Source organism: bacterium, from assembly GCA_023382385.1.
Classification (GTDB): Bacteria; Electryoneota; RPQS01; order RPQS01; family RPQS01; genus JABWCQ01.
Window position 1 is genome coordinate 82094 of sequence record JAHDVH010000003.1, and the last position, 20993, is coordinate 103086.

Sequence of the window (20993 nt, forward strand, 5' to 3'; positions counted from 1 at the left end):
CACATGCAAGGCAGTCTCTCCGATCTGAAAACGAATCTTCTGCGGGTCGCGCCGTCGACTCGAGAACCGGGTCAATCCAAACATCGAAAATCGCATGGCTCGGTTTGATCACGTTAGTCGAGTTGCTTCAACCTCACCTGCACTTGCAGAGTCATTGCAGCGATATCGCCTCGAGAAAGAGGGTGCACGATTGGCAATCTTCAAAAAAAACAAGGGTTTCGATGGTGTAATCCCAAAGTATTGCCTCAGAAGTGCCGGGTCAACGCCATTGAATCGTCTAAACATAATGAAAACAAGCTCGCGGGTGATAGATCAACTTTGATTTGCTTGACAATCCGCCTGATGCTCGTTATATTGCGAGTCTTTCGGGGCAGTAGCTCAGCTGGGAGAGCACCACGTTCGCAACGTGGGGGTCGGCGGTTCGATCCCGCTCTGCTCCACTACCGCAGTTTGCCCGTTATTTCTCGGCAGATCTCGCCGGGCCCCGTGCAAGAGGTGGCCGCCCAAACCCGCCAGGACCGGAAGGTAGCAACGGTAAGTGGTTCATCTTTGTGTTCGGACCGCCTGGCGATATCTGCCGAGCTTTTTTTGTGTCCACATGTGATGAAATCGGTTATTCTGAAGCTCTTCAAATTACATCTTCCCGCACATAAGCATTCAAGAGCATCATCCCAGAAGCCTGTGCATGGGAATAAGAGTCATGCCAGCCCTGCGTAGCAAGCGCTTCAGGTAGTGTCACTTCAGTCGTCATATCTGATGGGTAAACTTAAAGAAATTAACGAGTTCAAATTGGAATCAACTGTTGCTTCTCGCCCGAGCGCAAGCCTCGGAGTTTTCGGCGATAGTGATGCCTCTTTGAATCATTGCACTGTCGTAAGCTCAGGCCACAGCGGTGCTTTGGAAACAGAACTGCTGCGCCCAGAGGTTGCGAGCATGTTAATAATGGGTCCATGCTCGTAAGTAAGTCTTTATGAAATACTTAGATATGAACATGTGTGCAATTTTCTTGTGCTGGACGTTGACTTTCCAGCGAAAAAAGGCTACTTTCAAAGTTACGTCTATGGCATTCCCTGTCAGCGGACCTTGACATATTCCTTCTAATTCCAGACTCCTTTTCAAGCACAACCCAGTATGACCTATCAAGTTCTTGCCCGCCGCTGGAGGCCTCAGCGATTTGCTGATGTCATCGGCCAAGAGCACATCACCCGTACCCTGCAGAATGCCATCGCGCAGAATCGCTTGGCGCACGGCTTTCTGTTTACCGGGCCGCGCGGCGTGGGCAAGACCTCTACGGCCAGAATACTCGCACGCGCTATCAACTGTGAGCGGGCAGGTCAGATTTCTCCCGCCGAACCATGCAACGAGTGCGAGACTTGTCGTGCATTGCTTGAAGACAGAGAATTGGACGTGATCGAGATCGACGGTGCAACATACCGTAAGATCGAAGACATGCGCTCGATCCAAGAATCTGCGCGCCTCTCCCCCATCGCGGGATCCAAGAAGGTCATCATCATCGACGAAGTGCATATGCTCACGAAGGAAGCATTCAACGCATTTCTGAAGACGCTTGAAGAGCCGCCCTCACATGTCATCTTCATTCTGGCCACGACGGACGTGCATAAGGTTCCCGCTACAATTCGCTCTCGAGTGCAACGCTTTGACTTTCGTCCCCTTTCTGCGGCTGAAATCTCACAGCACTTGGGATACATCGCTCAAGCTGAGGGATGGAAGAATGAGCCGGAAGTACTCTACCAGATTGCTCGTGCAGCTGACGGTTCCTTGCGGGATGCCGAGGGACTGCTGGATCAGGTCGTGGCATTCTGCGCGGACGTCATTACGCTTGACGAAACGCGCAAAGTACTTGGTGCATTGTCACATGCAGTACTGGAGCGGGCGACCGAGCTGATCGCGAGGCAGGACCTGAGCGGGCTGCCCGAATTCTTTGACCTGTTAGCAAAGCAGGGGACAGATTATAGCCTTCTGCTCCGAGAGTTGCAGAGCTACTGGACGGACGGCGTATTTCTGCTACAAGGGCTTACTGTCCCGGGCCGGTCCCAGGAGGAGTGTGACGCACTCAAAGCCTCAATGGGTGAGTTGCAGGTCGAAGACATGTTCAGGCTGATACGACTTGCCGCCACACTTGAAGATGATATCAAATGGTCGGTATCACCGCGCACGCGTTTCGAGATATCGCTGCTGCGTTGGGTTACTCTTGATAGAGCCGTGTCCATCAAACAACTGCTCGAACAGCTTTCGTCAGGTAAGACCGCAACTGAAAGCCGGCTTGCCGCAACGGTGACTCCGCAGCCTGTAGCTCCGAAAGCTCCCGTGCAAAAGGCGGTGTCTGCCGCACTGACACCCAAACCCGCAGCGGCAATCACTCCACCTGCCGCTCCTCCCAGTCGCAATTCGGCGTTGACGCTGGACGAATTAAATCAGTCTTGGCAGCAGATTTGTGACGCGCTTGACAAGATCAGCAGCGCCGCAGCAGCATTTGCACACAATGATTGGGAGATCATCTCGCTTGACGCGTCAACTCTCGCACTACGCCCGAAGCATTCCGGCAAGTTTCATTTTGAACAACTTAAGATGCACGCGCAGTCTCTCGAGCAAGCCGTGATGCAAGTCACCGGCGCGAAGGTGAAAGTCAGCGCATCGCAGGCTGCAGAGAATCCTGCACCAGCAAACAAGGACCCAGAGAGTCCCGCGACGGAAGGCAAGCAGAAAGCGCCAGGTGATCTATTCAGCAACGTGATGTCGCAGTTTGGCGGAGAGGACGTGACCTCCAGAATGAAACGGCAGGGGAAGTAGCGTGGCTCAAATGTCCCCCACCTTACAAAGACTGGTGGATGAGATAGCCAAGTTGCCCGGGTTGGGGAAGAAGTCGGCGATGCGACTTGCCCTGCATATCTTAAAGCAAAGTGAACCCGAAGCGCGCGCGCTTGCCGAAGCTATTATGCAAGTGAAACTGCGACTGCATCTCTGTGCGCGCTGCGGAAATTTGACCGAAGCAGAATTGTGCGTGATCTGCGCTGATCCCAAACGTGACTCAGCGATGGTCTGCATTGTCGAGTCACCTCAGGAGATACTGCGTTTCGAAAAAGCGACCGGCTATCGCGGTGTCTATCACGTCCTGGGCGGCAATTTGAGTCCGTTGGACGGAGTCGGCCCGGCTGACCTGCGTATCGCTGAACTCTGGAAACGTGCCGACGCGGAGAAATTTCGCGAGGTAATCCTTGCACTGAGTCCGACCGCAGATGGAGATGCTACTTGTTTGTATCTTTTGCGGGAGCTGAAGCATCGGGGGATTCCTGCCACGCGTCTGGCACGCGGTGTACCGATCGGTGCCGAAATTGAGCATGTTGATGAAGTCACGCTGGCACGAGCCTTAGCTGAACGAACGAGAGCTGACGGGTAAAACATGATTCCCGGATTCAATCTTGCAAATCAGCTCACGCTATCGAGACTCGCGCTGGGGCCGCTGTTTCTGGTAGCCTATTTGGGTGAATTCAAGTATTCCATCGAGCTTGCGCTGGCCGTTGCGGTTCTCATTGAAGCAACGGATGTCGCGGACGGCATCGCTGCTCGATCCCGCAGCCAAGTGTCTGATATCGGCAAACTGCTCGACCCGATGAGTGACACTATTGCCCGAATGTCCTACTTTATCGGATTTCTGGTCATGGGATTTGCCGCAGCATGGATGGTTGCAATTCTCGTTTACCGTGACGTCGTTGTGGCATATTTGCGCGTCTTCTCCGCTCTGACAGGCACGGCGATGGGACGACGCACAACGGGGAAATGGAAAGGGATTCTGCAGGGTGCTGTGTCGCTGACTATCCTCGTCTTGCACTGGATTCACGTGCGGCTGATGCCATTGCCGTATTTTGCGCACATTGTCTATTGGATTCTGGCGGGTGTCACAGTTTACACTCTATTCACCCTGATCGAGTATCTGCATGCGAATCGAGAATTGCTGAAGGAAATTCGCCATCGAGGACGCCCGATCTAAGGTATGACCAAGTTCGAGGAATCAATCACAACCGTATTGTGGACAGGCTACTCGCCGGTTGCACCGGCTACGGTCGCGTCGGCAGTCGTTTGCGCAGTCTTTTGGTTTATTCCATCCGCACTTGATCTGTTGATGATCGTTCCGATCGTTCTGTTGACGTTTGTCGGAGTGTGGCTTTCCAATCGTTACATTGACGGCTACGAAGTGCGTGATCCCGGTAAGTTTGCGGCTGTCCGCAGAAAGAATCCCAAACGCGATGACCCCGATCCGGTGGTGTTCGACGAACTGATTGGTCAATGGATTACGTTGCTTGCAGCGCCGCATAGTATTCTTGGATTTGGTGCAGCGTTCGTTCTGTTTCGAGTCTTTGACATCACGAAGCCGCTCGGCGCCGGACAATTACAGCGTCTTCCTCGAGGGTGGGGAGTAATGCTGGATGACGTGCTGGCGGGAGTTTACGCCGCGCTTGTCCTGTATGGCTTGAACCGTTGGAAGCCTGAACTATTTTCAGCATTCTAATGAACGAAACTCCGAGCAGCGAGATTATCACAGTTGGCGACGAACTCCTGCTCGGACGCACGATCAACGGCAATGCGGCATTTCTTGGAAGGAGGCTCGCCGAGTGCGGCATCCCTGCGCGCTGGTCGTCATGCGTGGCGGACAGTATCGAAGACATTCAGGCTTCGGTCAGTTTAGCCATGAATCGTGCGGATGTCGTCGTTCTATCAGGGGGCCTCGGCCCAACTCCTGACGACTTGACACGCGATGCTATTGCGGCTCTCTATGACTTGCCGCTCCTCGACTCCGCAGAGCAACGCGAACACGTGAAACAGATCTTTCAGAAGTCCGGGCGGGATGTCCCCGCACAATCGATGAATCAAACTCTCGTGCTGGGCGGGACACAAAGACTGCCTAATCCGCTTGGCACTGCGGCGGGCATTTACCTTCAATGGAAGCATCGCCATTTGTTCGCGCTACCCGGAGTGCCTCCTGAGATGGAGCGGATGTTTGATGAACAAGTTTCTCCGATTCTTGCTCAAGCGTTCGGGGAATCAAAGTACTTTGCGCGAACGCTTAGAATGGCTGGAATCGGAGAGTCGACGTTGCTCCAAAGACTTGGGGATCTTGATCCGCTTTCCCGTCGAGTTTCGCTCGCTTATCTGCCGCACCAGGGATTGCTCGACGTGCGTCTGACATCGCGGGCGATGGACAATTTGGAAGCGGACGCCGACATCGCCTTCGCGGAACACTACATACGTGAACGCGTCGGAGAGCATATCTATGCGACAGGCCGCGACACATTGGCGCAGGTTATCGGCGACATTCTGCTGAACAGAGGCCAGTCGCTGACCACTGCGGAAAGCTGCACGGGCGGACTGGTCGCATCGCTGCTCACAGATACGCCGGGCGCTTCGCGGTGGTTTGCGCGCGGCCTGATTGCCTATGCCAACGAAGTTAAGCATGAATTGCTTGGCGTGCGCGAGGAGACTTTGCGTGAGCACGGAGCTGTATCAGAACAGACGGTAAAAGAGATGGCAGAGGGCGCGCGAGCAAAGGCGAGAGCTGACTGGGCAGTTAGTCTATCTGGAATCGCTGGACCCGACGGAGGCTCGGCGGAGAAGCCCGTTGGAACGGTCTGGATTGGAATTGCATCTGCGCACAGGACTCTGGCACAGAGGATTCAAGTTGGCAGTTTGAGCCGCGAGCTGGTCAAGCTGCGCGCGGCGCACAATGCGCTCTTTCTGCTCTACCGCGAACTGGTTCAGGCGCGATAACCCTTGCGACTGTTCGTGGCCATCATGCTGCCTGATGATTGGCAGCGGATACTCAAACTTCCGCAGGAGAAGATCGGCTGGCTGGGGCGAGGTGTAAAGTGGGTCGAACCGGAGAATCTGCATCTGACCCTGAAATTCCTGGGGGAAACGCCGGACTCTCTACTGCCGCAGATCACCGATGCCCTGATGGAGTGCGGCCGCGCGGTTGATTCCTTCAAGATTGCAATTCAGGGTGTGGGAACGTTTCCCAACAAGCAGCGACCGCGAGCGTACTGGGCAGGATTGTCTCAATCCAAGGCCTTAACGGATTTGCAACAGATCGTGGACGATCGCATGAGCGACTTGGGGTTTGAGCCTGAAGAAAAGAAGTTTGTCCCGCACCTGACCGTCGCACGCATCAAGGAACCGATCGGCAAAGAACGTATGACCAGCGCGTTTCTGAGCTTTGATTTGCGGAGCGAATCATTTTCCGTAACACATTTCAGCCTTGTGCAGAGTCTGCTTCGTCAGGAGGGGCCGGTGTACACCGTGCTCAAGGACTTTCCACTTGGCGTCAAATAGTATCTGTCACTAACGAGACTGGAAAGACTCGTGCCAAAAGAAATTGTCACCACCGAGATTGAGGCTCCGATGGAGCACGTCTGGAACTTGTTAACCGTTCCCAAGGAGGTCGAGTTCTGGGCGCCGAATGTCAGAGAATTGCGAATAGAGCCGAACGGCAGCTTCGCGAAAGACTCAACGCGCCACTTTCAACTTGACATTGCCGGCAAAGACGTGACGCTCGACACTGTTATCACACACTATGTACCCGGCGAACTGTTCGCCGAATCTGTCACGGGAGGCAGCGCGGGCGTTCATGAGAAGACTGAGCACGCGAGAATTGTGTTCCGTCTGATCTCTTTGGCAGAGAAGCGCTGTGCTGTGAACTTTACTATCGACTACGAAATGAAGGGCTTCTTGAACAAAATGCTCGAGAAGGTCGTGATGGGCGGCGTCATTTCGCAGTATAAGCTGTGGTTCGAGAGACTAAAGACATATGCCGAGACCGGACGACCGGTCTGATCCACCTAACGCCTGCGAGGGTCACATGAGCAAACCGATAGATGCTGAAAAGCAGAAGAATCTCGATCTGACGTTGCAGCAGATCGACAAGCAGTATGGAAAAGGCTCGATTATGCGTCTGGGCGACAGCGGACCGATTGCGAAGCTGGACGTCGTTTCTACCGGGTCGCTTTCTCTTGACGCTGCGCTGGGCGTCGGTGGTGTTCCGCGCGGTCGGGTCGTGGAAATCTACGGCCCGGAGTCGTCAGGTAAGACGACACTGGCACTGACGATCATTTCGGAAGCCCAGAAAAAGGGAGGAAAGGCGGCAATCATAGATGCCGAGCACGCGCTGGATCCAAGTTATGCCCGAGCGCTTGGCGTGGACATCGATGACCTGCTGGTGTCACAGCCGGACACGGGGGAGCAGGCACTGGACATTGCCGAAATGCTGATCCGTTCAGGCGCGTTGGATGTCATTGTCATTGACTCTGTGGCGGCTCTGGTTCCCAAGGCCGAGATTGAGGGTGAAATGGGCGACTCGCTGCCGGGACTTCAGGCGAGGCTCATGAGCCAGGCAATGCGCAAGTTGACGGCAGTGGTCTCCCGCTCCCGGACTTGTTTGATTTTTATCAACCAGCTGCGCATGAAGATCGGCGTGATGTTTGGTAATCCTGAGACGACTACCGGAGGCAACGCACTGAAATTCTACAGCTCCGTGCGCCTCGAGATCCGCCGAATGGCTGCTATCAAGGACGGTGACACGATCATCGGGAACCGAACGAAGGTCAAAGTTGTAAAAAACAAAGTCGCACCTCCATTCCGCGAGGCTGAATTCGACATCATCTACGGACAGGGTATTGAGCGGGTCGGAGATTTGCTCGATCTGGCCTCAACGCTGGAAATTGTGAGCAAGTCTGGAACGTGGTACTCTTTCAAAGACGACCGTCTTGGTCAGGGCCGCGAGCGCGTCATCAGCATGCTCAAGGAAACCCCTGACATGCTGGCCGCTATTGAGACAGAAGTACGCCGTGAGATGGGCTTCCTCCCCACTGAAGTCACAACACCGGCAGAACCGGAAACTGAAAATTCGAAACCAAAATCCAAAAAGTCTGCGTAGCTTTGTCGGCGGTTTCATCCTGCTCTTGCTGTTTTCCTTCAGCAACTCGCAGGCGTACCACCTTATTCTGTCCACGGGCTATGCCAATTCTGCTACGCCGAAGACAGGCACAAACGTGGAACGAGGCGGGCTATTCAGGGCCGGCAGTGGCTATGTAGGCAGCTTTCGCTTTGAAACAGTCAGTCCGCACTTCTTCTGGGGTCCCTCCCTGTTGTTCTGGAACAACGTCACGGGAAACCCGACGCAGTCGTCTCGTACCAACTACTTGCAACTTGAGGTAGGGGGTCGAGTGATGTACCGAACCGCCACAGTTCCCGATTTTTACGGCGGTGCGGGTGTGGGGTACAGTTTTGCGCAGGGGAGTTACCGAGAAAGGTTTTTCGATGCTCCGACCTATACAGTCGACGGGGACTTTCCGACAGCGTCTGTACTGCTGGGTGTCAAGACCGATGCCAGAAAGAATGGTGTCGGCGTGCTTGGCGAATTGTCCTACCATTGGGGACTGGACGAACCATCTGCGCCGAGATCGATAGGCCCTGCGAACGCGTACCTTGTGCAAATCGGTGTATTTTTCGACTCGCAAGCGATGATGGGCAAATGACAACGTCTGAGCGAAAACCTCCCCGTGAGCCGGTGCTTCCTTATGCAGTAAAATTGCTCGCTGCGAGAAACTATTCGACGCGCAAGCTGCGAGATAAGCTCAAGTTGCGCGGCTATGATATCGCAGAGATCGAGTCTGCGATCGAGAAACTCCGTGAACGGCGTCTGCTCGATGATGAGCGTTTTGCAGAAGGCTTCGTGCGCACTCGAATTGAAACACACCCGCGAGGCAAGGATGCCCTCGTAAGAGATTTGGTTTCACGCGGCATTTCGGCGTCATCCGCAAGAAAAGCTGTCTCAGAATCGCTTTCGGAAGATCAGGAATTGCAGTTGGCGAAAGACCTGATCGCACGCAAGGGCAGGCAATACGCCGGGCTTGACAAAGTGACGCGAACTCGGCGCTTAACCGCCTTGCTGTCGCGGAGGGGATTCAGGGTTGATACGATTCGAAAGGCGTTACAACTTTCTTCCCTTGCGGAAACTCCGGAGGAAAATTCCTGAACCTTGTCAGCCGCTTTCTTTCATCCTTGTCGATTGATTTGGAGGGACCCGCTGCATGAGGTTTCCGATTCTTCTCTTGATCTTGCTCGTTTGCACGCCTTTTGCTTTTTCGGCGGAGATTGACCGTCTCTCGTATGCCGAAGTGCAACTCGGATTCGCCACAACGACAGGTCTGACTGTCTACAAAGATGTCGAAGGTGAGCGTGTTGCACCAGGATCAATCGGTACTACCCTGCAGTTCAGCGGTTACTTTCCGCTGATTGGCGTGTTGTCGTTTAGTCCGCACTTCACCCTCTTGACGACGGATGGACGGGTGACCGATGATCCGTCGCCGCCGCCGTCCTTCGATGTCAGATTTCACCAGCGGGAATTGGGTTTGGATTTGCTTTTTCGGCCGGGAGACTTGCGAAAACTGAGACTTGGAGCGGGATCTTCGATCGCATGGTGGACAGCGGCAGAAGACAATGCTCGGCCTGTAATAGACGGGGAGTATTTGCGGGGAAGATCGATTGACGGACAGGCGTTAATGGGTCGCGGAGTGATCCACCTCGCGCTGCGAAATCCTGAAGTCTCAGGTGCCTCGCTGAAGCTCGTCGCCGCCTGGCCGCTCGCCAATCTCATTCGCGTCGAGAACACCGCCGCCACGGGTTACATCGGCCTGCAGTGTGGTTTTTCCATGATTCTGAACTAACCTAACACAGATAACGCACCTTATGACCGCCGCCGAAATTCGTCAGCAATTTCTTGAGTTCTTCAAAGAGCGACAGCACTTGATTGTTCCCTCGGCTCCAGTCGTTCCGCAGGACGATCCGACATTGCTATTTACGAACGCAGGGATGAATCAGTTCAAACCTTATTTCCTCGGACTTGCCAAGCCTGAAGCGACACGCATTGCCGACACTCAGAAGTGCATCCGCGTTTCAGGCAAACACAATGATCTCGAAGAAGTCGGTGTGTCACCGTACCATCATACCTTCTTTGAGATGCTCGGCAACTGGAGCTTCGGCGACTATTTCAAGTATGACTCGATCCGCTGGGGCTGGGAATTGATGACCGATGTCTTCAAGCTTCCCAAGGATAAGCTCTATGCCACTGTATTCGAGACCGACGATGAAGCAGAGGCCCTCTGGCGCAACGAAACGGACATCCTCCCGTCGCATGTTTTGAGATTTGGAAAGAAAGATAACTGGTGGTCTATGGGGGACACCGGTCCATGCGGCCCTTGTACTGAAATCCATATTGATCGCGGCCCTGAGTTTGACAGCGATCCAAATGCCTTCGTGAATACCGGTTCGCGCAGGTACATTGAGCTTTGGAATCACGTCTTCATACAGTTCGACTCGCAGCAAGACGGCAGCCTCGTACAGCTTCCTGCCAAGCATGTGGACACAGGTGCGGGCCTCGAACGATTCGCGGCGGTGCTCGGCGGGTACCGCTCCAATTATGACACCGATTTGTTCCAGCCGTTGATTCGCGAGATTGTCAATTTGACCGGCAGGGAGTATGCTCAGGAAGATTCAGGTATTCCCCATCGAGTGATCGCCGATCACGTGCGCTGTCTGACATTTGCAATCGGCGATGGAGCGATGCCGGGGAATGAAGGACGAGGTTACGTGCTGAGACGCATTCTGCGCCGAGCCGCACGCTTCGGTCGAAAACTCGACCTGCATGAGCCGTTCTTACACAAACTCGTTCCGGTCCTCATCGATACGATGGGTCAGGTCTTTCCGGAAATCAAGGATAGACACGCACACATTGCGCGAGTGATCGAAGCGGAAGAATCACATTTTGGCAAGACATTGGATCGCGGCTTAGAACAATTTGACGCCGTGCTTGTGGAAGCACGCAAGACGAATGCCGCGGAGATACCCGGTGAAGAAGCTTTCAAGCTCTACGACACTTTTGGGTTTCCGCTTGACCTTACACAGTTGATGGCAAGAGAAAGCGGCTTGACAGTTGATGAAGCGGGATTCCACCAGGCTATGGAGCGTCAGCGGGCACGCGCAAGAGCCGCAGGGAGTTTCAAGACGGATCGCGATGATTTCATACTGAATGGCGAGCTGCCGTCGACAGAGTTCGTCGGTTACGACACATTGTCTGCGGCGACACAGATCCTTCCAGTTCACTTTGATCCCGAAAGCGGCCGATTCCTCTTTGCCGCAACACGAACTCCCTTCTACGTGGAGTCGGGCGGGCAAGTCTCGGATACAGGATTTGTCGAGTTCATGCTCGGTGAAGACATATTTCGGTCGAAAGTGGCGGGCGCATCGCGTCGAGATAAAGCTATACTCCATACTGCGATGCTCGATCATCTCGTTCCGGGTTTGCTGGAGGCTGTGTCGCAGAAGCAGTGGCTTAGCGCCGAGCTTTCTGTGGCGCGAGACCATCGCCTTCCTACCCAGTTCAATCACACTGCGACTCATCTGCTGCACGCTGCACTTAGGGCGGCATTCGGCGAGCATGTGCATCAGGCAGGTTCGTATGTCGGACCAGATTACTTGCGTTTTGACTATACACACTTTGACAAACCAAAACCAGACGAACTCGCACAGATTGAACTTCAGGTCAACGACTGGATACGCGGAAACTTCCTCGTGAATCCGGCTATTGTACCATTGAAACTAGCACAGAACCTTGGCGCGATGGCATTGTTCGGTGAGAAGTACGGTGATGAAGTGCGAATGATTGAGATATCTGACGACGAGCAGATAGTTTCACGCGAACTTTGCGGTGGATGTCACGTGCGGAGAACTGGCGATATTGGCGTATTTGTAATCAAAGCAGAGACCTCCGCGGCAGCGGGAATTCGCCGCATTGAAGCGCTGACAGGAGAGTCGGCGTGGAGTTTTCTTGCACAGCAGCGCAATAAGGTCGATGAGTTCATCGACCTGCTTGGCAGCGCCGGAAGTGACCCTGCGGAGAAGTTGAGGCTTACGCTCGAAGAAAAGAAGAAACTTCAGAAGGAGCTTGATCAGCTTCGCGCGCAGGTGGCAGGAAACGCCATGCAGACTCTCGCGGAGCAGGCAATCCCGGTCGGCGGGATCAAACTTGTTTCCAAGCGCGTCAGTGCTCAGAACCTCGATCAACTCAAGGAGATGGGCGATGCGATTCGGGAACAGCTTGGAAGCGGCATTGGAGTGCTGGGAATGGTTGCTGAAGACAAACCTTCACTGGTAGTGGTAGTTACTCCAGACTTAGTGAAGGCGGGGTGGGACGCGGTGCCCATTGTAAAAGAGCTTGCCAAACTCATGAAGGGCGGCGGTGGTGGTAAAGCCCACCTTGCCACCGCAGGAGGCAAAGACGCATCTGCGCTCGATCAGGCTCTCTCTGCCGCAGCACAACTGATTCAAAATCTTGCGACAGCGGCCGCAAAATGAGCAAGCCCGAACACCTCGCTTCAGTTCACGACCCTTTGATGGTTAAAGCCATCGAGAAATTGCAACATGCAGTGCAAGAAGCTGCAACGATGCACAGTCAGCTTTCCACGACTTGTTTTGCTGAGTTGACAGCCATTGCCCAAGCCTGCTCAAGTACCCTGCGTCACGGCGGCAAATTGTTTTTTTGCGGCAATGGGGGATCGGCTGCGGAGTGCCAGCATCTTGCAACCGAATTTGTCGTCAGGCTCACAGCCCAGCGCGAACGACAAGCACTTGCAGCCATCGCCTTGACCACCGATACATCACTTATCACTGCGTGCTCCAATGACTACGGATTTGATCGTGTTTTCTCCCGGCAGGTTGAGGCTTTGATGCACGCCGGCGATGTCCTGTTCCTTTTGTCTACATCCGGTCGCTCTCCAAATCTCATACTTGCTGCAGAGGCGGCGGCTAAGATCGGCGGTAAGCGAGTGGCCATGCTGGGGATGGACCCCACTCCCTTGGATCGTCATGCAGATTACGTGTTGCATATTCCATCAGCGTCCGGTCAGCGTGTGCAGGAAGCTCATTTGCTCTGCGGACACATGCTGGTTGAACTCATTGAAGACTTACTTTCGAGCGGCGATAACCTCCATTCGACTCGATGACTTTTCTTAATTCTGCGCTGCTTGCCGCTCTCTCACTCGGACTGATCCCGATACTTATTCACCTTCTGAACCGTCAGCGGTTTAAGGAGGTGGACTTTCCGACGCTACGCTTCTTGCAGGAGATGCAGAGGCAAAAGATGCGTCGTGTACGGGTACGCCAATGGCTGTTGCTGGTGCTCCGCACCCTGGCAATTCTCGCTTTGGTGTTTGCGATGGCCAGACCCGTTTTGCGTTCTGAGACCGGATTTTTGGGAACCGGCGAAGCGAGGGCGAGCGTTGTACTTGTCCTTGATCGCTCAGCTTCAATGCGCGCCGAATCTCCAAATGGCACACGCTTTAGAGAGCTACAGACGCGTGCGCAAGAAGTAATCCAGTCTCTCGGCTCCTACGATGAGATACAGATCGTCTGGGCCGACCCTGTCCCGCAGTTGTTCCCCGACTCCCCCACGCAACACAAAGCTTTGCTGCGTGAAGCGATAGAGGCTGCCACAGCACAGGAGTCCGGCGGCACGTTGTCTGATGCTGTGGGTCAAGCGAGAAGCATCTTAGGCAAGTCGCAGAATCTGCTGAAGGAAGTATACGTCATTTCCGACTTCAGTGAAAGCGCATGGCTCGAACGATTGCCCGATGCTCCTATACTTCCCAATGACGTCCGTCTCTACGTCGTCCCCATTGCCAAAGACGATGTGCAAAATGTAGGGATTGTCCATGCGGAAATCTCATCCAGACTAATTGCCCCGGGGCGCACAATAGAGCTAAGCTTTTCTGTGGTTAACAGTGGCAGCGATGCGGTTAGTGATCGAATAGTTTCCGCCTATCTGGATGGTGCTCGCGTAGCACAGTCACGACTTTCTCTTAGAGCTAGTGAAGCGCGAACAGAGCAGCTTCGATTTGTTCCTGAGAGCGTCGGAGACATGGCGGGATACGTGAGGCTCGAAGATACGGATGCCTTCGCTGATGATGATGTCAGGCGATTTGTATTGCGTGTGCCTGCCCGTCTGAACGTCGCCATTGTCGGGGCGATTGGGCCGGCACGCAGACTGACCGCCTTGGCGATGGACCCTGCTGCAAGCGCAGAGTCTTTCGTGCACGCAGTGGAAATGACGACCTCTGAGTTTGAGTCAGCGGATTGGTTGAGCTATGATGCGGTATTTGTGGTTGACGCACCCGCGTTCTCCGGTGGTTTTGCAGAACGCGCGCGAAGCTACCTGCAAACAGGACGTGGAATCTTCGTCGCAGGTGGTCCAAATTTTGATCTGAGATCTCATGCCGTATGGATGCAAGCATTGGGTCTGCCGGCACCGCTCGGTGTTGACGATGCGGGAGACGGCCGTACGCGTTGGAGCAAGGTTGATCTGGAGCATCCTCTTTTTGAAGGCGTCTTTCAGGAAAGGCCTGCCGACATTTCACCTGAGTTCGCGCGAACGCTTGCGATATCCCGCGATGCCGCAGCCGCCACGGTAATCGAAGGAGCTGGAGGCAAGGTCTATTTGTGCGAGGCGACTCAGGGACGTGGGCGAATTCTCTTCTTTACGAGTTCGCCTGATCCGGAATGGTCGTCCCTGTTTCGCGCAGGTATCTTTGCCCCGCTGATGACGGGAAGTGCGGCTTACCTGGCTGGCTCAGGACGAGCGGGCGTTGACTTGACACAGACGGTTGGTCAGGGAGGTGAACTACTGCTACGTTCAACGGATGCCATACAGTATGATCTTTCGTCCAACGAAGTCTCCCTGAAGTTGACAGCTTCACCTGTTGCTGGCGGGCAAGTTTTGCGCATTCCTCCCCTAAGTTCCAGTGGCGAGTTTCGATTGCGCCAGGCAGAGCGCGACGTGCTGCCAATCGTTGTCAATATCCCTGCGAAAGAATCTTTCTTGAAACCTATGACCGACGATCTGCACTTGGAAAGTCTTGGGGGACAGCTGCAGCGATTGGGTCAGACAGCAAACATGGAGACCGTGATCAGCGAAGGCAGATACGGGCGTGAACTTTGGAGACTCTTTCTAATGCTGGCGCTGTGCCTGCTAATCGCTGAAATGTTCATTGCGCGAACACCGAAGAAGGAAGCGATTGCGACATAGCCGATCCAGACATTTATGCAAAAGAGGCTCCCGCGAGGGAGCCTCTTTGTTGGCCCCCAAATCACTATCAGCGAAGAAGAGTTACACGGACGGACGAATGAGCGTCGCTTGCACGAAGCCAATAGGATCCGCTGGGCAAGCCGTCAGGCAGTTTCCAAGTCCGACTCATGTTTGATCCACCTATACTTGTAATCTCTCTTCCTAAAATGTCGTACAGACGAATCTGTGACGACTCGCCAAGAGGAGCGATCGTCACCCAACCGGTCGTAGGATTGGGAAACAGACTTAGTGTAGGCGAGGGACTTCGGGACTGATCTTCACTTGCAGTACCTCTCCATGAACCGTCGAAAAACACATCTCCGTCGTCACCGATCAGACGACCACTCCAGACGACCGCGAAGCCTTCTTCATCGGCGGCACATCCAAAACCTTCAGAAACTACAAGCCCGTTCAGATCCGAGACCGGTTCTTCCAATTCCCATGCCCAAGGTTGGTTGATACTGGCACGGCGAAACAAGAGCTGTCCGGTCTGGTTTTGTACCTGAACACGGGCATAGCAAATGCCAATCTCACCTGCCGCTTCCATCAATCGCGGGTTTACGTTATCGAAGGGGCTATCCGTAAGCTGAAGGGGGTCTGACCACGACACGCCGTTGTCCGGGGAGTACGTCGCGTAAATCTCACGGGCGACAGAGGCATTGTTCCGTCGCTGATATGCAAGCATGATCGTACTCTCACGGGAGATAAGAGTGGGCCTTGTCTGAGCGTAGCTGCTGATATCGGGAGTTAATTGAGTGCTCCAGTGACTGCCAAGGTCATCTGAGTAATACAATGCTATCTGCTCGCCGGTTGAACCTGGCCGGTCAATCGCGGTGGCAACCCAAAGCCTCTCATTCTCACCTTCCCATGTCACTGCGGCTGCGATACTCGCCGAAGAATCCTGCATGGGAAGGCCCGATGCGAACCAGCCGCTACTAAACCAGTCCTGACCGTAGTTCATCGCATAGAAGTGACCAAGCGTCCCCATGCCATTTGAAGAAGCTGCCAGCACAAACAAGTGAACATAAGGATCCTCGTTGGAAAAGTCGAAGTCTGAGAGCAATACTGCGTCTTTCAGCACCGTATTCTCGGGGACAACCAGAGGAGAGGAAGGTTCCGGCCAATTTGACGACGTATGAGATATTCTGCGATAGTGTATATCTGAGCCATCGCGAGCAAAATTCGATATATACGCGTACCGGTCGTCACTGGCAGTTGCGAACTTTATGTACTCAGGAGTCACTGTCCTGTCAGTAAACGCTTCCCAAACTTCGCCGTACAATTGCGAGGTTCGCATGCTCAGGACATTTGATTCGCGCACACAAAAGGCTCGAAACTGACCGTCACCGATCGGGACTACTTGCGGACTCCATTCGTGTTGATCCGTACCAAAAACTACCACATCATGACTCCAGTCCAGCTGCGCACAAAGCACACCCGGCAGTAGCAGGATTGAGAAAAGACTAAAGGTCTGACCAGAGTTGAAGTATCTGAATCGCATTGGAGGCCGCGCCTTTTCGCAAATTGTCACCTACGACCCAAAAATGCAGCCAATGATTATCGTCCGGGTCGATTCGCACACGTCCGACATGCACATCCTGCTGACCGCTGACTTCGAGGGGAGTCGCGTAATCAGATCCGTCACAAATGAGTCCTGGAAAATCAGAAAGACATTTCAAGACATCGGCCAATGATGTCCCCTGCAGCAACTCCACGCTGACGGAGGCCGCATGCCCAATTTCGACAGGCACACGTACAGCCGTCGCACTTACGTGAACGTGCTCTCGGTTCAGAATCTTCTTGATCTCACTGACTATCTTGGTTTCTTCCGCACTATAGCCACTACTCTCCCAGTGTCCGACTTCTGGGAAGAGATTTCCGGCAATCCGCCGAGGTAGAACTTCAGGCTTGGCGTTAGCGTCACGATTCTGAGCTCTCATTTCTTCAACTGCGGCCGACCCTGCACCCGATACGCTTTGGTATGTCGAAATTAGAGCACGACGCAAGCCGAATCGTCGATCAAGCGGTGCCAGGGCCATGACAACCACTGATGCCGAACAATTCGGATTTGCGACCACGCGAGTTTGTGATGTGATTCTGTCGGCATTAACTTCCGGAATCACTAAAGGCACGTCGTCGTTCATGCGAAATGCGCTGGAATGGTCAATCACCCGAATCCCACGCGCCTCTAACTGCGGCACCCACACTCTCGAATGTTCTGCCGAAAGAGCGAGAATGGCATACTCTGCGTCAACTTCGTCGCCTTCCATCGAGCGGACTTCATGAAGCTCTCCGTTGCACTTCATCGTTTTACCGACCGAAGACGTCGACGCATATAGACTTAGCTCTGCCAATGGGACGCCCCACTCTTCCAGGACTGCAAGCGTTGTCTGGCCTACCAATCCGGTTGCCCCTAATACTGCAAGTCGCACAGGTTTCACTATTGAGTCACCACGATTCCAGTGCCTTCAACGACTTCGCCAATCTCCGCATAGTAAATATTCTGTGTACCGAGGGATTGCTGCGCCAGTTCAAATTGTCCTCGAGGAATGGCGACCAGCAGTCCCCCGGACGTCTGGGCGTCAAACATTATCCACTGCATTGCGCTCGACACCTCCGAAGCGAACTCCACATAACTCCCGAGGTACAGCTTGTTCATCTTTGTTCCGCCAGGGACCTTTCCCTGTTCTGCAAGTGGGAGAGCGCTTTCCAGCACAGGTATTGAAGCCGCATGCATCTTGAACTGAACGTTTGATGCCTTGGCAATTTCGGCGGCATGACCGAGCAGCCCGTTGCCCGTAATGTCTGTGGCAGCCTTGATCCCACAGTCACGCAAGGCAAGCTGTGCGTGCTTATTCAATGTTTGCATCCATCCTACTGCAGCACCAATCTCCTGCGCAGTCAACAGTTCATTCTTCAACGCAGTCGTGAGAATTCCCAACCCAAGCGGTTTAGTGAGAATCAGCACGTCGCCCGGCCGTGCACCGTTGTTACTCCACATGTTTGCCGGGTCAACCAATCCTGTGACGACCATGCCATATTTTGGCTCTTTATCGTCAATCGTGTGCCCGCCTGCGACAACGATGTCTGCTTCCGCCGCCTTTTCGGCACCGCCGCGCAGCACTTCACGCCAAATGTCCGGCGAAATTGCCTTGGGAAAAGCACAAATGTTAAGAGCAAAGAGCGGCCTGCCGTTCATCGCATAGACGTCGGAAAGGGAATTAGCCGCTGCAATTGAACCATAATCGTAGGGGTCGTCGACCACAGGAGTGAAGAAGTCCACTGTCTGTACAATCACCTCACCCGAAGGGAGGCGATAGGCTGTGGCATCATCACGATGGTCGAACCCGACAATCAGGTTCTTGTCGCGTGCTGCAGGAAGCCCGCCAAGAATGAGATCCAGCACCGCCGGATCCATCTTAGACGCTCAACCAGCACAGCTTACCAGATGCGTCAGCTTGGTCAGCTCTTCTTTTGTGTAGGACATGGTTACTGTTCTGAATCCGGCGATGTTAGATTCAAATCCGGATAGACACGGCGGTAGGCCGCAATGTGCTGAAGGATGTGCTTGACATAAAGTCGTGTTTCCCGATAAGGGATCAACTCGACAAACACATCAGGTGGAAAGTTGCCAAATTCGGATTGCCACCGCCTGGCTGCGTTGATGCCGGCGTTATATGCGCAAAGCGTGAGAATCACGTCTCCATTCAGACTGCGCTGCAAATCCGCGATGTGCGCAATCCCGATTTCGAGGTTTCGCGGGCCATGATAGAGTTCTTCTTCTCGCAAAACCTGCCCCATGCGCTTGACCTGTAAACGAGCGGTCTCCGGCATCAGCTGCATCAATCCAATAGCGCCGGATGGACTTACGATTTTCTCATCAAAATGGCTTTCCTGACAAATCACGCCAAGGGCAAGATACGGATCCACTTCGTAGCGGCGGCACATGTCCAACAGGAGCGGTTCGTAATCAAGCGGATACCACAGTTCATAGAACTCAGCGGGACGGCTCCCTACGGACGAAGCTTCATTGCGAAACTCCTTGATAATCCACTTCCACGACTCGAAACGATCCCCATTCTTCCAGTAGAGCAGTGGTCTCCACCAAGCGAGATCTGCGCGCTTTCCACACTCAGCTTCGACTTGAGGCCATTCGCGTAACGCAAACTCCCATAGACCAAGCGCCGTTAGCTGAGCGAAGGCGCGAGAGTGTGATCCACCCAGCGCATGGACTTCATTTAAGCTCAGTACTCGCATGTCACGCCGAACAGGAGTTGGCAAGTCACTCAGCGAGCATGATAACAGAGCGTAGTATGAGAAAGGAAAGCGGCTGAGAAGCTCAGAGCACAAGCTGTCGCGCATATCCCTTCGGCCGATTTCGCTGAAGCTCCTGGCTGCCCAGTAGAGGCCGATGGGAACATAACCGGACTCGGGATAACTGCGCACAAGGCGTACGAAATCGGAGGATGCGCTCTCATACTTTGCAGAAAGATAGCGAGTCCAACCGCGCATCCAAAGGGCATCGTCCGCCCCTCCGGCACCTTGCGCAGCCTCATACCACTTGCTCGCGGCGTTGGCTGCCTCTGCAAGGTTGTTACGGTCAATGTGCAGCAAGGCAATCAGCCGCCAGGATTCTCCGACTCGCGACTTATCCGTGCCGGTTCTCGCAAGCTCTTGGGCCGTACTAATCGCCAACTGATCTTGATCTTTCAAGTAGGCTGATCGCACAATGCACCAACGCATTTCATCCCGAAAACTCGACTCCGGAAACTGCTTTATGTGCTGTTGAGCAAACTTAAGCGCATCGTCATGCCTGCGAAGTGCTACTGAAAGTCTTGCCTGCATTGCTATCATTTGCTCGTCGTACGCCGCGTAACGGCCACGACTTCGCAAAGCTGACAGTCGGTCAAGCGCATCATTTTTCATCCCCGCACGCTCAAGGCGCTCGACCTCGGCCCACTCGCCGCTCCAGCCAGGATCAGGCGGAGTGAAGCCGTAGGTTACAGCATAGGAAGACAACCTTCGCTTCGCGTCCTTTCCCTGCGACGAAGCGGGAGCATCGAGATACGTTGACCGAAGCAGAGTGGTCGCGTCGGAGTGTTTCCCGGAGAGCGAAAGGAATTTGGCAATCTCGAGATTGATGGCCTGTCGAATCCCGACCGCCACTTGATTTGAGCGAGCAGCGCTGGCGAGGCTGTTCAACGTGTCCAAATTGCCCTGTGCGCGGGCATCTTCAAACAACTCCTTTGCCGCAAGATCACGATAGTCGGGCAGTGATGAGGAAAGGAGCCTTCTCCAATAGATTCCCGCAAGATGAGGCTGGCCAAGTTGCGTAAGTGACTTTGCTCGCAGCCATGCGGCATGATCCTCAAGGTCGGGTGGAACCCCGAGATCGAGTATGGTGGGGACTAGTGCAATGTTGGAATCTGAGTATGCGAAACAAGCGGATAGGAAGTTTGCGAGACTTTCCCACTCCGGCGAAGATGGTAAACTGCGGGATGCCAACAAGGACTCGGAGGCAAGCGTGTCTCCTGCCAATCGATAGCCCCAAATCTGGGCAACTCGAGCAGAGTCATCCGCAAGAGTTGCCGCCAGTATCGGATATGGCGCGAGAAGAATTGCCAAGAGCGTGCTAAGTTGGCGAAGCATGGACGCAAAGTAAGCAAAAGAACCTCGAAAAACAATCATCTTAATAGTCTCATTCAGCTGCTCATGCTATACTTACAGTCATGGAACCCCCTATAGATCACTTGTGTTTCCGGTGGAGTTTCGTTATTTTACCAAGTCTTGTCTAATCCCCCTTCCG

18 protein-coding genes, 1 tRNA gene and 1 other RNA gene are annotated in these 20993 nt (G+C 54.0%); 16 read left to right on the forward strand and 4 right to left on the reverse strand.

The window, feature by feature from the left end; genetic code table 11:
- Positions 1-367 precede the first annotated feature (367 nt).
- From KJZ99_08610 to KJZ99_08685, 16 genes are all read left to right on the forward strand, one after another.
- Positions 368-440 (forward strand) — tRNA-Ala (locus tag KJZ99_08610).
- A 35-nt stretch (positions 441-475) separates the two neighbouring features.
- Positions 476-573: signal recognition particle sRNA small type (gene ffs, locus KJZ99_08615), an RNA gene on the forward strand.
- 558 nt (positions 574-1131) lie between these two features.
- Complete coding sequence (dnaX, locus tag KJZ99_08620; GenBank protein MCL4305963.1) at positions 1132-2811, forward strand: DNA polymerase III subunit gamma/tau; 1680 nt, start codon at positions 1132-1134, stop codon at positions 2809-2811.
- A 10-nt stretch (positions 2812-2821) separates the two neighbouring features.
- Positions 2822-3418, forward strand: a complete 597-nt coding sequence (gene recR, locus KJZ99_08625) for a recombination mediator RecR (protein MCL4305964.1) — start codon at positions 2822-2824, stop codon at positions 3416-3418.
- 3 nt (positions 3419-3421) lie between these two features.
- The gene (locus tag KJZ99_08630) at positions 3422-4009 is read left to right on the forward strand and encodes a CDP-alcohol phosphatidyltransferase family protein (GenBank protein MCL4305965.1); all 588 of its coding nucleotides are present in this window, start codon (positions 3422-3424) and stop codon (positions 4007-4009) included.
- A 3-nt stretch (positions 4010-4012) separates the two neighbouring features.
- Positions 4013-4528 carry a phosphatidylglycerophosphatase A gene (locus KJZ99_08635; protein MCL4305966.1) on the forward strand — a complete coding sequence of 172 codons (516 nt, stop codon included), beginning with the start codon at positions 4013-4015 and terminating at the stop codon, positions 4526-4528.
- Positions 4528-5784 carry a competence/damage-inducible protein A gene (locus tag KJZ99_08640; protein ID MCL4305967.1) on the forward strand — a complete coding sequence of 419 codons (1257 nt, stop codon included), beginning with the start codon at positions 4528-4530 and terminating at the stop codon, positions 5782-5784. Before KJZ99_08635 ends, KJZ99_08640 begins: the two co-directional genes overlap by 1 nt.
- A 3-nt stretch (positions 5785-5787) precedes the next feature.
- Positions 5788-6345, forward strand: coding sequence for an RNA 2',3'-cyclic phosphodiesterase (thpR, locus tag KJZ99_08645; GenBank protein MCL4305968.1), 558 nt, complete (start codon positions 5788-5790; stop codon positions 6343-6345).
- Between the two features lie 30 nt (positions 6346-6375).
- Positions 6376-6846, forward strand: a complete 471-nt coding sequence (locus KJZ99_08650) for an SRPBCC family protein (protein MCL4305969.1) — start codon at positions 6376-6378, stop codon at positions 6844-6846.
- A gap of 37 nt (positions 6847-6883) precedes the next feature.
- Entirely contained in the window at positions 6884-7945 is a 1062-nt protein-coding gene (gene recA / locus KJZ99_08655; protein MCL4305970.1) for a recombinase RecA, read from the forward strand.
- 25 nt (positions 7946-7970) lie between these two features.
- Positions 7971-8546: a hypothetical protein gene (locus tag KJZ99_08660; GenBank protein ID MCL4305971.1), complete on the forward strand. Its 576-nt coding sequence runs from the start codon at positions 7971-7973 to the stop codon at positions 8544-8546.
- Entirely contained in the window at positions 8543-9046 is a 504-nt protein-coding gene (locus KJZ99_08665; GenBank protein MCL4305972.1) for a recombination regulator RecX, read from the forward strand. Before KJZ99_08660 ends, KJZ99_08665 begins: the two co-directional genes overlap by 4 nt.
- A gap of 55 nt (positions 9047-9101) precedes the next feature.
- The gene (locus KJZ99_08670) at positions 9102-9737 is read left to right on the forward strand and encodes a hypothetical protein (protein ID MCL4305973.1); all 636 of its coding nucleotides are present in this window, start codon (positions 9102-9104) and stop codon (positions 9735-9737) included.
- A gap of 22 nt (positions 9738-9759) precedes the next feature.
- Positions 9760-12423, forward strand: a complete 2664-nt coding sequence (alaS, locus tag KJZ99_08675) for an alanine--tRNA ligase (protein MCL4305974.1) — start codon at positions 9760-9762, stop codon at positions 12421-12423.
- Complete coding sequence (locus KJZ99_08680) at positions 12420-13070, forward strand: SIS domain-containing protein (protein ID MCL4305975.1); 651 nt, start codon at positions 12420-12422, stop codon at positions 13068-13070. Before alaS ends, KJZ99_08680 begins: the two co-directional genes overlap by 4 nt.
- The gene (locus KJZ99_08685) at positions 13067-15148 is read left to right on the forward strand and encodes a BatA domain-containing protein (protein MCL4305976.1); all 2082 of its coding nucleotides are present in this window, start codon (positions 13067-13069) and stop codon (positions 15146-15148) included. The genes KJZ99_08680 and KJZ99_08685 overlap by 4 nt, the downstream gene beginning before the upstream one ends.
- Before the next feature lie 67 nt (positions 15149-15215).
- Here KJZ99_08685 and KJZ99_08690 read toward each other — a convergent pair whose 3' ends face one another.
- The 4 genes from KJZ99_08690 to KJZ99_08705 all read right to left on the reverse strand — a co-directional run bounded on the left by KJZ99_08690 (position 15216) and on the right by KJZ99_08705 (position 20875).
- Positions 15216-16688, reverse strand: a complete 1473-nt coding sequence (locus KJZ99_08690) for a T9SS type A sorting domain-containing protein (GenBank protein MCL4305977.1) — start codon at positions 16686-16688, stop codon at positions 15216-15218.
- Positions 16651-17628 (reverse strand): aspartate-semialdehyde dehydrogenase, encoded by a 978-nt coding sequence (locus KJZ99_08695; GenBank protein MCL4305978.1) that lies wholly within the window; start codon positions 17626-17628, stop codon positions 16651-16653. The genes KJZ99_08690 and KJZ99_08695 overlap by 38 nt, the downstream gene beginning before the upstream one ends.
- Complete coding sequence (gene selD, locus KJZ99_08700; protein ID MCL4305979.1) at positions 17628-18593, reverse strand: selenide, water dikinase SelD; 966 nt, start codon at positions 18591-18593, stop codon at positions 17628-17630. Before selD ends, KJZ99_08695 begins: the two co-directional genes overlap by 1 nt.
- 83 nt (positions 18594-18676) lie before the next feature.
- The gene (locus KJZ99_08705) at positions 18677-20875 is read right to left on the reverse strand and encodes a lytic transglycosylase domain-containing protein (GenBank protein MCL4305980.1); all 2199 of its coding nucleotides are present in this window, start codon (positions 20873-20875) and stop codon (positions 18677-18679) included.
- Positions 20876-20993: the final 118 nt, after the last annotated feature.